At 65.8% G+C, this 12,171-nt stretch carries 12 protein-coding genes and 1 pseudogene; 6 read left to right on the top strand and 7 right to left on the bottom strand.

Annotated features, from left to right (window positions below; all coding sequences use genetic code 11):
- Positions 1–25: 25 nt before the first annotated feature.
- Both JWN03_RS36070 and miaB read right to left on the bottom strand, forming a co-directional pair.
- A complete protein-coding gene (locus JWN03_RS36070; protein ID WP_297625020.1) occupies positions 26–604 on the bottom strand; it encodes an Rv2732c family membrane protein in 579 nt (192 codons plus the stop codon).
- Between the two features lie 218 nt (positions 605–822).
- Positions 823–2,364, bottom strand: coding sequence for a tRNA (N6-isopentenyl adenosine(37)-C2)-methylthiotransferase MiaB (miaB, locus tag JWN03_RS36065; protein ID WP_297625017.1), 1,542 nt, complete (start codon positions 2,362–2,364; stop codon positions 823–825).
- 193 nt (positions 2,365–2,557) lie between these two features.
- On the opposite strand from miaB, the gene JWN03_RS36060 reads away from it, so the two are divergent.
- The 5 genes from JWN03_RS36060 to JWN03_RS36040 all read left to right on the top strand — a co-directional run bounded on the left by JWN03_RS36060 (position 2,558) and on the right by JWN03_RS36040 (position 6,317).
- Positions 2,558–3,286, top strand: coding sequence for an amino acid ABC transporter ATP-binding protein (locus JWN03_RS36060; protein WP_297625014.1), 729 nt, complete (start codon positions 2,558–2,560; stop codon positions 3,284–3,286).
- 29 nt (positions 3,287–3,315) lie between these two features.
- Positions 3,316–4,149 carry a glutamate ABC transporter substrate-binding protein gene (locus JWN03_RS36055; protein ID WP_297624782.1) on the top strand — a complete coding sequence of 278 codons (834 nt, stop codon included), beginning with the start codon at positions 3,316–3,318 and terminating at the stop codon, positions 4,147–4,149.
- A gap of 99 nt (positions 4,150–4,248) precedes the next feature.
- Positions 4,249–4,929 carry an amino acid ABC transporter permease gene (locus tag JWN03_RS36050; protein WP_297624780.1) on the top strand — a complete coding sequence of 227 codons (681 nt, stop codon included), beginning with the start codon at positions 4,249–4,251 and terminating at the stop codon, positions 4,927–4,929.
- Complete coding sequence (locus tag JWN03_RS36045) at positions 4,926–5,816, top strand: amino acid ABC transporter permease (RefSeq protein WP_297624778.1); 891 nt, start codon at positions 4,926–4,928, stop codon at positions 5,814–5,816. The genes JWN03_RS36050 and JWN03_RS36045 overlap by 4 nt, the downstream gene beginning before the upstream one ends.
- 216 nt (positions 5,817–6,032) lie before the next feature.
- On the top strand, positions 6,033–6,317 hold the full coding sequence (locus JWN03_RS36040; RefSeq protein ID WP_297624775.1) for a hypothetical protein: 285 nt from the start codon (positions 6,033–6,035) through the stop codon (positions 6,315–6,317).
- 37 nt (positions 6,318–6,354) lie between these two features.
- Here JWN03_RS36040 and JWN03_RS36035 read toward each other — a convergent pair whose 3' ends face one another.
- From JWN03_RS36035 to JWN03_RS36020, 5 genes and pseudogenes are all read right to left on the bottom strand, one after another.
- Positions 6,355–6,978, bottom strand: a complete 624-nt coding sequence (locus JWN03_RS36035) for a hypothetical protein (protein WP_297624772.1) — start codon at positions 6,976–6,978, stop codon at positions 6,355–6,357.
- A 789-nt stretch (positions 6,979–7,767) separates the two neighbouring features.
- Positions 7,768–8,067, bottom strand: coding sequence for a hypothetical protein (locus tag JWN03_RS45880; RefSeq protein ID WP_441343127.1), 300 nt, complete (start codon positions 8,065–8,067; stop codon positions 7,768–7,770).
- Positions 8,044–8,625 (bottom strand): annotated as a pseudogene (gene recX / locus JWN03_RS36030) (recombination regulator RecX); the annotation flags it as partial. The gene JWN03_RS45880 and the pseudogene recX, both read right to left, overlap by 24 nt.
- Positions 8,626–9,240: 615 nt before the next feature.
- Positions 9,241–10,281, bottom strand: a complete 1,041-nt coding sequence (gene recA / locus JWN03_RS36025) for a recombinase RecA (RefSeq protein ID WP_297624769.1) — start codon at positions 10,279–10,281, stop codon at positions 9,241–9,243.
- A gap of 164 nt (positions 10,282–10,445) precedes the next feature.
- Complete coding sequence (locus JWN03_RS36020) at positions 10,446–11,474, bottom strand: Lrp/AsnC family transcriptional regulator (RefSeq protein WP_297624767.1); 1,029 nt, start codon at positions 11,472–11,474, stop codon at positions 10,446–10,448.
- A gap of 98 nt (positions 11,475–11,572) precedes the next feature.
- On the opposite strand from JWN03_RS36020, the gene JWN03_RS36015 reads away from it, so the two are divergent.
- Positions 11,573–12,171: MFS transporter (locus JWN03_RS36015; protein ID WP_297624765.1), on the top strand; the 599-nt coding region annotated here is incomplete at its 3' end.

Genomic DNA, 12,171 nt, shown 5'->3' with positions numbered 1-12,171 from the left:
GGTGGCCGCCGGGCCTCACGTCGGATTATTCGCCGAACAGGCGGCGGCGGCTGGCTTCCTCGGCGGCCCCGGCGGCCAGGCGGCGCTGCTCCTCGGCGGCGAGGTGGACGGAGGTGCGGCCCCACACCACGCGCACCCAGTGGAAGGTCAGCACCACGATGGCGATGGCGGACAGAATCAGGCCGAAGCCGGGGCCCGCACCGTGATAGTTGTTCAGGCCCGGGGTGTTGCGATGCCAGATGGAGAACACACCGAACACGCTGCCGACGGCGGACCCGGCGACCGCGATCCAGGCCAGCGCCCAGCGGCGGGTCATCAGGGCGAGCAGTGAGAAGCCGATGCCGAAGATCAGCACGAACCATTCGAAAACGCGGGAGGGCAGCCCGATGTGCTCCGCCTTAGCGGCGGCGTCGTACATGATGACGTCGAAGCCGCGGGCATGACCTGCATGCGGCAGCACCATCGAGAGCAGCAGCACGACCACCGCGCCGGCCACCACCATGGCGCGCACGCCCGGATCGATCTCCCCGGCGATCTTGCGCTCGACCGCTTCGAGGTCGTCCCGGAACTGCTCGAAGTCCTGACTGTTCTCGGCCGACTTCATGCTCTCCTCGTTCGGTTCGGGCGCCGATGTCGACGCCGAATCGGGCTGTGCGGCTTGATCTTCCGGTCGCGCATCGCTCGGCTCGCGAGCCTCGTCGGGGCCGGTGGGCTGCTGCTCGGTCATACGCTCTGATCCTGAGTCGTCCGGGAGGGGTGTCGACCCATCATGCTCCCGCACCGATCTGCCCTACTACGCGGTGTCGGAATACGCCCGGCCCGTCAGGCTCCGCATTCGGAACCGCAGCCCGCCGCGGCGGTTTCCACCACAATCGGCGCACCGATCTGCGGCAGGCCGAGGCCGACGCCGATGGGCGGGGTCTTCGGAGTGATGCCGAGCTCGTGCGCGTCACCGGCGCGGGTGCGGCGGTGGGTCTGCACGGGGGCGTCGGCGATCAGGTGGTGCGGGGCGGCCTCGGTGATATCGACGGTAATGATGTCGCCGGGGCGGATCTCGCTGCCGGCCGGGAGATCGGCCGGCGGCCGGAAGTGCACCAGGCGGCCGTCCCGGGCGCGGCCGCTCATGCGCGCCGTGGCCGCGTTCTTCTTGCCCGCACCCTCGGCGACCAGCAGTTCCACCGTGCTGCCGATGAGCGCCTGATTGCCTTCGAGGGAGACCTGCTCCTGCAGTGCGATGAGTCGCATATAGCGCTCCTGCACTACTTCCTTCGGCAGCTGATCGGGCATATCCGCGGCGGGAGTGCCGGGGCGGATGGAGTACTGAAAGGTGTAGGCGCTGGTGAATCGTGCCTGCCGCACCACATCCAGGGTCGCCTGGAAGTCCTCCTCGGTCTCGCCGGGGAAGCCGACAATGATGTCGGTGGTAATGGCGGCGTGCGGCATGGTCGCGCGCACCTTGTCGATGATGCCGAGGAATTTGGCGCTGCGATACGACCGCTTCATGGCCTTGAGCACCCGGTCCGAACCCGATTGCAGCGGCATGTGCAGCTGCGGGCAGACATTCGGGGTGGCGGCCATGGCCTCGATGACGTCATCGGTGAATTCGGCCGGATGCGGGGAGGTGAAGCGCACCCGCTCCAGGCCCTCGATGCTGCCGCAGGCGCGCAGCAGTTTGGCGAAGGCGCCGCGGTCGCGCTCCTCGGTCGGGTCGGCGAAGGAGACGCCGTAGGAATTGACGTTCTGACCCAGCAGGGTCACCTCGAGCACACCCTGATCGACCAGCGCCTGCACCTCGGCGAGCACATCGCCGGGGCGGCGGTCGACCTCCTTGCCGCGCAGGGCGGGCACGATGCAGAAGGTGCAGGTGTTGTTGCAGCCCACCGAGATCGACACCCAGCCGGCGTACGCGGATTCGCGCTTGGCGGGCAGCGTGGAGGGGAAGGCTTCCAGGGATTCGATAATCTCGACCTGGGCTTTTTGATTGTGGCGGGCCCGCTCCAGCAGTACCGGCAGCGAGCCGATGTTGTGGGTGCCGAACACCACGTCGACATACGGCGCCTTCTTGACGACGGTGTCGCGATCCTTCTGCGCGAGGCAGCCGCCGACCGCGATCTGCATGCCGGGTCGTTCGGCTTTGATCGGGGCGAGATGGCTGAGCGTGCCGTACAGCTTGTTGTCGGCGTTCTCGCGCACCGCGCAGGTATTGAAAACCACCAGATCAGCGGTCACGCCGGGGCTGGCCTGCACATATCCGGCATCTTCGAGCAGGCCCGAGAGCCGTTCGGAATCGTGCACGTTCATTTGGCAGCCGTGCGTGCGCACCTCATAGGTCCGCGCTTCCTGCTCGCTGCTGCGCTCGTCCACCGCGCCACGTGCTGAAACCTGCCCCAACGAATTCACCCAACCAGGGTAATCGCTGCCCAGACCGGGTTACGGGCGGGTGTCGACTCGGCGCACGGTACCGATGCTCGAACCAAAGACGAGCATTTCGGGCACAGTGCCTCTAAGGTCACAATTCATGACCGACGCGCCTGTATCCGTCAGCAAGTCCGCGCCGATGATTTCGATGCGGAGTGTGGACAAGCACTTCGGCTCGCTGCACGTGTTGCGTGACATCAATCTCGAAGTGCCCGCCGGGCAGGTCGTGATCGTGGTGGGCCCTTCCGGCTCCGGCAAGTCGACCCTGTGCCGCACCATCAATCGATTGGAGACGATCGACTCCGGCGAAGTCGCCATCGATGGGGTGCGGCTGCCCGATGAGGGCAAGGCTCTGGCCAAGCTGCGCGCCGATGTCGGCATGGTGTTCCAGTCCTTCAATCTGTTCGCGCACAAGACGATTGTCGAAAACGTCATGCTCGCACCGGTGAAGGTGCGCGGCCTGGACAAGACGACGGCGCGCGCCCGCGCCATGGAATTGCTGGAGCGGGTGGGCATTGCCGAACAGGCCGACAAGTATCCGGCGCAGCTGTCCGGCGGACAGCAGCAGCGGGTGGCCATCGCGCGGGCGCTCGCCATGGATCCGAAGGTGATGCTGTTCGACGAGCCGACCTCCGCACTCGACCCGGAAATGGTGTCGGAGGTCCTCGATGTGATGGTGCAGCTCGCCAAGGATGGCATGACCATGGTTGTGGTCACCCACGAAATGGGCTTCGCCCGCCGGGCCGGCAATCGTGTGCTGTTCATGGCCGACGGGCAGATCGTCGAGGACACCGAGCCCGAATCGTTCTTCACCGCACCGAAATCGGAACGCGCCAAGGATTTCCTCGGCAAGATCCTCAGCCACTGACCTGCTCTCCCTACAGAATAGGATTTTCGATGAGGCTCAATCACGTGCTCAAGGTTGCCGCCGGGGCGGTTGCCCTGGCGGTCGTCGCCACCGGATGTGGTGGCGGCAGCGATAAGACCGCGAGCCAGCACGCCGCCGACGGGAAGCTCACCGTCGGCATCAAATACGACCAGCCCGGTCTGGGTCTGCACAATAAAGACGGCTCCTTCAGCGGCTTCGATGTGGATGTGGCCAAGTTCGTCGCCGACAAGATGGGCGTGAAGCCGGAGAACATCACGTTCAAGGAGGCACCGTCCGCGCAGCGCGAGACGCTGATCCAGAACGGGCAGGTCGATTTCATCGCCGCCACCTACTCGATCACCGATACGCGCAAGGAAAAGGTCGATTTCGCGGGGCCCTACCTGCTGACCGGGCAGTCGCTGCTGGTGCGTGCGGACAATACCGATATCACCGGTGCGGAGTCGCTGAACGGCAATAAGAAGCTGTGCTCGGTGAAGGGCTCGACCCCGGCGCAGAACGTGAAGGACAAGTACGCCAAGGAAGTTCAGCTGCAGGAGTACGACACGTACTCGCTGTGTGTTGAGGCGCTCAAGTCCGGCTCGGTCGATGCTGTCACCACCGATGATGTGATTCTGCGCGGTTATGCGGCGCAGTCGCCGGGTGCGCTGAAGGTGGTCGGCGCGCCGTTCACCGTCGAGAAGTACGGCATCGGTGTCAAGAAGGGCGATACCGAATCCCGCACCAAGATCAATGACGCTATCGACGCCATGATCTCCAGCGGCGCATGGAAGACGGCGCTCGAAAAGAACTTCGCCGGAACCGGATTCCAGGCTCCCGCGCCGCCGCAGGTCGATCGGTACTGAGTTCATGGAGCGTGCCGGGCGTTGATTCGCCCGGCACGCTTCGCTTTCGGTAAGAGCTACTGCACGCAGAGTTACTGCGATCGGAGGGGCGCGGACGCCGTGTTCGACTTGATCTCGAAATATCAGACCCAGCTGCTGGATTCGTTCTGGGTGACCATCAAACTGACGGCGTATTCCGCGGTGCTGGCGCTGGTTCTGGGCACCGTTATCGCCGGCATGCGGGTGTCGCCGATACCGGTCGCGCGCTGGCTCGGTACGGCGTACGTGAATACCTTTCGCAATACGCCGCTTACGCTGATCATCATCTTCTGCTCGATCGGCCTGTACACCACGCTCGGTGTGAAGCTGGCGCCCGCCGGGCCGAATGATCTGGCGGAAAACAACTTCCGCTTCGCCGTTCTCGGATTGAGCGTGTACACAGCGGCTTTCGTGTGTGAATCGCTGCGAGCGGGCATCAATACGGTGTCGCTGGGGCAGTCGGAGGCGGGGCGCTCACTGGGTTTCACCTTCCTGCAGAATCTGCGACTCGTGGTGCTGCCGCAGGCTTTTCGCGCCGTTATCGCGCCACTGGGCAGCGTGTTCATCGCCCTCACCAAGAACTCGACCGTCGCGTCGGTGATCGGTGTCGGTGAGGCCGCACTGCTCATGGACACCATGAACGAGAACGAGGCCGCCCCACTGGCCATCGGCGCGATCTTCGCGCTCGGCTTCGTGGTGCTCACCCTGCCCACCGGTCTGCTCTTCGGCTGGTTGGCCAAACGATACGAGGTAGCCCGATGAGCTCGGCTTCGGTCCTCTACGACGCTCCCGGGCCCAAGGCTCGGCTGCGCTACCGGCTCTATTCGGTAGCCGTGGTGGTGGTGCTGGCCGCGGCCGCCTGGTTCGTGCTGCACGCCCTCGACAGCAAGGGCCAGTTCGAGGCCGCGAAGTGGAAACCGTTCCTGGACGGGCAGATCTGGTCCACCTACCTGCTGCCGGGTCTGCGCGGGACCATCGAGGCGGCGGTGCTGTCGATCGTCTTCGCGCTGGTGATCGGCATGGTGTTCGGCATTCTGCGACTGTCCGAGCATCGGATCGTGCGGGTGGTCGCGGGCGCCGTGGTCGAGGTCGCGCGGGCCATCCCCGTGCTGATCCTGATGATCTTCCTGTTCGCACTGTTCTCGACCAAGAATCTCTTCCCCTCCGATCAGCTGGCGCTGGCGGCCGTCGTGACCGCGCTGACCATCTACAACGGGTCGGTCATCGCCGAGATCGTGCGCTCGGGCATTCGCTCGCTGCCGAAGGGACAGTCCGAGGCGGCAGTCGCGCTCGGCCTGCGCAAGAACCAGGTCATGCGCGTAATCCTGCTCCCACAGGCGATTACCGCCATGCTGCCCGCACTGGTCTCGCAAATGGTGGTGGCGCTGAAGGATTCGGCGCTGGGCTACCAGATCACCTTCGTAGAAGTGGTGCGCGCCGGTAAACAGCTCGGCGCCGCCGAACAGAACACCGTCCCCGCACTGCTGGTGATCGCAGCCATCATGATCACCCTCAACTACACCCTCAGCGTCGTCGCCACCCAGCTCGAACGCTGGCTGCGCACCCGCAAGCGCGGATCAACCGTGGTGAGCGCCAACATCACCACCGGCGCACCAGGTATGGATCTGACCGGCGCAACCCGCCCGTAGCTCCTCGCGCCCCAGCCCGGGCGAAACACCACTCCGGGCTGGGGGCGCCTCACTCTCGCCGAGGCACCATCTCGCTCTCGCCGGGGCACTGTCCCCCGTGCTCGCGTACCGCCCCTCTCCGCTGGGGCACCTGTGCAGCTCCCGGCACCTTCCGACTTGGGGCCAATGTCCCGGAGCCTCGGACAGCGGGCAATCCTTCCTCGCATACTGCTCTATATGAGCGAAGAGGACAGAGCCCGAAGACAATTCCTCCTCGGCCTGATCACGGTCGCGGTAATCACTCCCCTGGCGGCCCTCTGCACCGCCCTCGCCGCAGCCATAGGCACCCTCCTCATGGAAGACGCCCGCACCCGCCTGGCCCAAGCCCTCCGAGCCCGCCAGCCCTCTCCCCGCCTCCCCCTCCCCCGATCGGCCACCCCCCGCCCCGTAAGCCCGGCCGGCACCCGCCACCCCCGCCGCGGCCCAGCCGTCACCCGCCTCCGTGGCCGAATAGTCCACTGAGCCCACAGCTTTCACCGATCCGGCTCGGTACCGCTCTTCACAGCAGACACGCGAGGTCATACGCTCGCGCAAAGTCATCTGCCCACACCGCCGCGTGATCGCGCTCATAGGCCCGAAACAACCTCTCCTGCACAACCTCTCGCCGCAGCCAAGCGACCACCGCGCCCTCCTGATCAGACACCCAACCCATCTCGTTCACCAATGCCGCCAGATGCCGATCCGCCGCACAGCCGGCAATGCTCTCCCACGCGGTCAAAAACCGCGCCGGACCGATCCCTGCCGAGGCCACCCCACCGAGGAATTCCCGAGCACCCGTAAACGCTCCGACCCGAGCCGGAAACTCGCCCAGCACTCGACGCCACACCGCATCCAGAAACTCTTCGACCGCCCGCCGCTCCCCCAGCGGCCAACTCCCCCACTGCTCCTGCTGCAACTTCCCCAAAACGATTCCGGCATCAAGCTCGTCCGAGGTGATCAATCGCCCGAACAACATCGGCAGGAGCGCCTTCACATCGTCCCGCCCGCCCACCGTATTGCCCAGCTTGATACTGAGCCAGAACAGATCGCACTCATCAACCCGAACAGGCGGACCACAGTGCGGGCAGCGTTCCAACACCGCCCTCCGGGCATACCCCCCGAACGCCACCACCAAGCCGTCCATCACACCGACGATCCTGTCCCCCGCACCCGTCATTCATCAACCCATTTCCCCAGCAACCGCCCGGGCCTGTCTCCTCGAGTGGCCAACCGCCCGTCGTCATGTACCCCGCGCAGCGAATTCCTCACCCGCCGGCCAACGAAACAGCCCGTCTCCAAACCCAACAGCGCGTGCAGACCGTGTTCGATCCCGAGACAGGCTGTTCGGACCCCGAAGCGGACTGTTCGGACCCCGAGGCAGGCTGTTCGACGCGTGCGAAACGTTCACTCCAGCAGTAGGCAGCCAGTTCGACTTTGCGGGTGACGGAACAGCCTGTCTCCAAACCGAACAGCGCGCAGACGACCCGAAGCGGCCTGTTCGGACCCCGAATCGGCTGTTCGACCCGTGCGAAACGTTCACTCCAGCAGTAGGCAGCCAGTTCAACTTTGCGGGTGACGGAACAGCCTGTCTCCAAACCCAACAGCGCGCAGAGAACCTGCTCGACCCCGAGGCGGCCTGTTCGGACCCCGAATCGGGGGGAATCGGGCGGGTTCGGATCCTGGGGCGGCTGTTCGATCGGGGGTGAGGTTCGCCGTGTGGTCGACGTGGGCTCTTGGAGGGACGCCGTGCCGCGCACAATTTGGGTTGCCGCGCAGCTAATAGCAATAGATTTCGTGCGCGGCGGGCGAAAATGTGCGCGGGAGAATGGTTGCGGGTGGTGGAGAGCGCGAACTGTCGTAGAAGAGCGGGTTGCTGCTTTGCACGGTTCGGCTGTGAGCGTCTCAGGCGATTCTGGGCTGGGGGGCAGTCGGGTTAGAAGTAGTTGGCGGCGGCTAGTTCTTGTTTGACTACCGAGTAGGCGGTGGAGGGGCTGTAGCCGCGGCGGGCGAGTAGGGCTACCAGGCGGCGGGTGGCTTTGTCGCGGTCGAGGTTTGGGGGGAGGGCGCGGATTTTGCGGCGGATCAGGTCGGCGGCGGCGTCTGCGTCGTCGACGGGTGGAGATGGGTCTGATTCGTCGTCGGCGGTGCCGGATTCGTCGTCGGGGGGTTGCGACGGCTTGGCGGGGCGGGTGCGGTCCTGCCTGCGGGGTTCGGCGAGGCCGGCTGTTGCCAGTTCGGCGGTGACCACCGCGTAGGCGGTGGAGGGGTTGTAGCCTTTGCGAGCCAGCATGCCTACCAGGCGGTTGGTTGCTTTGTCCCGGGTCAGGTCCGCGGGGAGGGTTCGAACCTTGCGGCGAACCAGGTCGACGGCTCGGGCATGCTCGTCATCGGGGGTGATGGTGGAGAGAGCCTCTTCTGTGAGATTGGGGTCGATGCCTTTGCGGCGGAGTTCCTCGGCCAGCACCTTTTTGCCCTTGCCGGAGTAGGTGTGGCGGGAGTAGACCCACTGCTGGGCGAAGGCGGCGTCGTCTACCAGGCCCACCTCGGTGAGGCGGTCCAGGGCGCGGTTCGCTACTTCGACGGAGAAACCCTTGGCGGCCAGGCGATCTGACAGTTCGAAGCGGCTGCGGGCGCGGTCGGTGAGTAGACGCAGGCAGATTTCTTTGGCCTGCGCGTCGGTGCCGCCGTCGGGCAGCGGTTCGACAACGCCGGGACGGCCGCGGGCGCCACGGCGAGAGCGGCGGTCGCGAGAAGACGAATCGTCCGCGAAGTAGGAGTCGGGGTCCGTAATGGACCGGCCGCCCTCGCCCGAAGTGGGCGGCGCTTCCTCTCGCTGCCCATCCGGCCGACGCCGACCGGCGTGTGAACGGCGTTGTGGTGACTGCTCTTCCGAGTCGAATCCCGCATCGGAATCGGACTCGTTGCCGGAATCAGACTCGGCGCGAGAGCCGCGCGAGCGCGACCTACTGCGGCCGCCGGACTCTTCGCGAAAGCCCGCCTCGTCATCGAACCCGCCTCGCGACTCAGACCCACCGCGCGGATCAGACCGGTCGCGCGACGCTGACCTGTCGCGAAAGCCGGACCCGCTGCGCGACTCTGATCCGCTGCGCGACTCGGACTCATCGCGAAAGTCGGACCCGCTGCGGGAGGAGAACTCCTCACGAATGCGGGACTCGTCTCGTGCTGCGGGCTCTTCACGAAAGCTGGTCTGGCTGGGCGTGCCGGCCTCGGTCCAGCGGCTGGAGGCGGCCCAAGGGTCGGAATCGTAGCGCTTCGAGGCGGGGGTGCGGCCGCGAGCTGCCAGTGAATCCAGTTGGCGGCGCAGGCGTTCCACCGCATCGAGGCGGGAACTTTCGGGTCCCGGCGAGGATGGCCGGGACCCGGAGGTGTTCCGTTCGGTCATCGACTAGAAGTCGGCCGGGGCCTCGGCGGCGTCGGCGGTGACGACTGCCCCGATGCCGAGCTTCTCCTTGATCTTCTTCTCGATCTCGTCACGCACATCGGTGTTCTCGAGCAGGAACTTGCGGGCGTTCTCCTTGCCCTGGCCGAGCTGGTCGCCCTCGTAGGTGTACCAGGAGCCGGACTTGCGGACGAAGCCGTGCTCGACACCCATATCGATGAGCGAGCCCTCCTTGGAAATGCCGTGGCCGTAGAGGATGTCGAACTCGGCCTGCTTGAACGGCGGGGCCACCTTGTTCTTGACGACCTTCACGCGGGTGCGGTTACCGACCGCGTCGGTGCCGTCCTTGAGGGTCTCGATGCGGCGGACGTCCAGGCGGATGGTGGCGTAGAACTTCAGCGCCTTACCACCGGTGGTGGTCTCCGGCGAGCCGAACATGACGCCGATCTTCTCGCGCAGCTGGTTGATGAAGATGGCGGTGGTGCCCGAATTGTTCAGGGCGCCTGTCATCTTGCGCAGCGCCTGGCTCATCAGGCGGGCCTGCAGACCGACGTGGCTGTCACCCATTTCGCCCTCGATCTCGGCGCGCGGCACCAGGGCGGCGACCGAGTCGATGACGATGATGTCGATGGCGCCGGAGCGGACCAGCATGTCGGCGATCTCGAGCGCCTGCTCACCGGTGTCGGGCTGGGAGACCAGCAGCGCATCGGTGTCGACGCCGAGCTTCTGGGCGTAGTCGGGATCCAGCGCGTGCTCGGCGTCGATGAACGCCGCCACACCGCCCAGCGCCTGCGCATTCGCTACCGCGTGCAGGGCGACGGTGGTCTTACCGGAGGATTCCGGACCGTAGACCTCGACAATGCGGCCGCGCGGCAGACCGCCGATGCCGAGCGCGACATCCAGCGCAATGGATCCTGTCGGAATAACCGAGATGGGCTGGCGGGTCTCGTCGCCCAGGCGCATGACGGCGCCCTTGCCGAAGCCCTTCTCAATCTGCGCCAACGCCAACTCGAGTGCCTTGTCGCGATCGAATGCCTGTGGTGCCATCGTGGTCCCCTTCTCGACGGGTGAGTCTCAATCTGTGGTTGGCGCCCACGCTAGAGGGCGGCACCGACAAGTTCCGACGCCGAGCTTAGACGAACAGGTGTTCGACGCAAGCAACGCGCTACCCGACACGCGGATCGCTTACAGACATGTAGCGGGCGGGCACCTCACTGTGACGGCTTGACCGCCGGGCGCCGCGAGTCGAGCAGCGTCTGCGACTGCTTGTAGGTCCGGAGCGCAGGCGTCACCTCGACATCGCCGACTCCCTCGAGCGACCCCAGTCGTTCGGTGACGAACCGGTAGAGATGAGCAGTGTCGCGACAGGCCACCGAGGCGAAGAGATTCGCCGATCCGCTGATCGCCGCGAGAAAGGCGACCTCCGAATAGGTGGCGACGGTGAGGCCCACCTTCTCCAGATCCCCCGGGCGCACCCGCAGCCACAGCAGGGCACGCGCACTGTAACCCATTGCCTCCATGGCGAAGTCGAGATCGAAGTACAGCACCCCGGATTCGACGAGTTCGCTCATGCGCCGCGCCACCCGGGTCGCGCTCCATCCGGTGGCGGCGGAGATCTGCGCATAGGGCGCACGACCGTCGTGGCCGAGGATGGTCAGCATGATCCCGTCCTCGCGCGAGAGCGTCACCGGCGCTTCCGGCCCGGAGGGCTCCCACAGGCTCGGTCGCGGGCCGAGTTCGCGCAACTGCTCGGTGGTGAGCATCCGGCCGTAGCGCGGCCACTCGTCGGCGAGCGAAAACTGCCGCATCACCTCCTGCACACTCAGTTCGAGCACATCGCTGACGCGGGGAATCAGGCGCAGCAGCAGTTCATCTCGACGCTCGGCCGAGCGCGGCCGGCCGGTACAGAACACCTCGTAGCCGGTGGAGAGCAGGGAAACCCAGCTGAGATCCGGTACCCGGGCCAGTGTTTCGGCCAGTACCGGTGCGCGGCTGGGCGTGGACCTGATCCGCAGCAGCCACTTGGTGTGCCCGAGCGGCACCGAATTCACCTGCCCGGAGACGTGGATCATGCCGCGGCGGCGCAGCGATCGATACCGTCGCGCGGCGGTCTGCTCCGAGATGTCGAGGATCGCGCCGAGCCGGGCGAAGGAGATCCGCGCATCGGCGGTCAGTGCGTGCACGATCTGCTTGTCGAGGACATCCAGTATGTCGGAATCCTCGACGTATTCACCCTCCATAGGAGGATTCTAGCGGATTCTCGGTAGCGACTAGGTAGATATCTCACTCATTCTAGAGACTAGGGGACGAAATCGTTCGTTCTTTCTTGGAGGTTCCCGTGCGGAAATGGCTACCCCTGTTCGCGGCGTGCCTCGGCACATTGATGCTGCTCATAGACGTGACCATCGTGAATGTGGCACTGCCGCAGATGGCCGTCGACCTCGGCACCGGCCTGTCCGGACTGCAGTGGATCGTCGACGGATACGCGCTCGCGCTGGCCGCGCTGCTGCTGGCGCTCGGCTCGCTGGCCGACCGGGTGGGTGCGAAGCAGGTCTATCTGGTCGGGCTGGCGCTGTTCGCGATCGCCTCGCTGATCTGCGGCATCGCCGATAACGCGCCGGTTCTGGTGGCCGCGCGCATCTTCCAGGGCGTGGGCGGCGCGGCCATCTTCGCGACCACCCTGTCACTGCTGCATGCCACCTATACCGGGCGCGATCGCGGCATCGCCTTCGGCACCTGGGGTGCGGTATCGGGCGCGGCAGCAGGCATCGGCGTCGTCCTCGGCGGTGTGCTGACCGATCTGCTGTCCTGGCGCTGGATCTTCTTCGTGAACCTGCCCATCGCGGCGGTGACGATCCTGTTGTCCGTCACCGTATTTCCCGCCTCGCAGCGACACCCGGGACGGAATGTGGATGTGCCGGGCATGCTGGCCTTCAC

The sequence above is a fragment of the Nocardia sp. genome (assembly GCF_025465275.1).
In the GTDB taxonomy this organism is placed as follows: Bacteria; Actinomycetota; Actinomycetes; order Mycobacteriales; family Mycobacteriaceae; genus Nocardia.
Note: the sequence above shows the minus strand (reverse complement) of the source record. Positions and strands in the feature narration are given on the sequence as shown.

What these genes read in the sequence shown, in the direction of transcription:
- JWN03_RS36070 (WP_297625020.1), bottom strand. Translation starts at nt 604, where the DNA reads ATGAAGTCGGCCGAGAACAGTCAGGACTTCGAGCAGTTCCGGGACGAC.
- JWN03_RS36060 (WP_297625014.1), top strand. Translation starts at nt 2,558, where the DNA reads ATGATTTCGATGCGGAGTGTGGACAAGCACTTCGGCTCGCTGCACGTG.
- JWN03_RS36055 (WP_297624782.1), top strand. Translation starts at nt 3,316, where the DNA reads ATGAGGCTCAATCACGTGCTCAAGGTTGCCGCCGGGGCGGTTGCCCTG.
- JWN03_RS36045 (WP_297624778.1), top strand. Translation starts at nt 4,926, where the DNA reads ATGAGCTCGGCTTCGGTCCTCTACGACGCTCCCGGGCCCAAGGCTCGG.
- JWN03_RS36040 (WP_297624775.1), top strand. Translation starts at nt 6,033, where the DNA reads ATGAGCGAAGAGGACAGAGCCCGAAGACAATTCCTCCTCGGCCTGATC.
- JWN03_RS36035 (WP_297624772.1), bottom strand. Translation starts at nt 6,978, where the DNA reads ATGGACGGCTTGGTGGTGGCGTTCGGGGGGTATGCCCGGAGGGCGGTG.
- recA (WP_297624769.1), bottom strand. Translation starts at nt 10,281, where the DNA reads ATGGCACCACAGGCATTCGATCGCGACAAGGCACTCGAGTTGGCGTTG.
- JWN03_RS36020 (WP_297624767.1), bottom strand. Translation starts at nt 11,474, where the DNA reads ATGGAGGGTGAATACGTCGAGGATTCCGACATACTGGATGTCCTCGAC.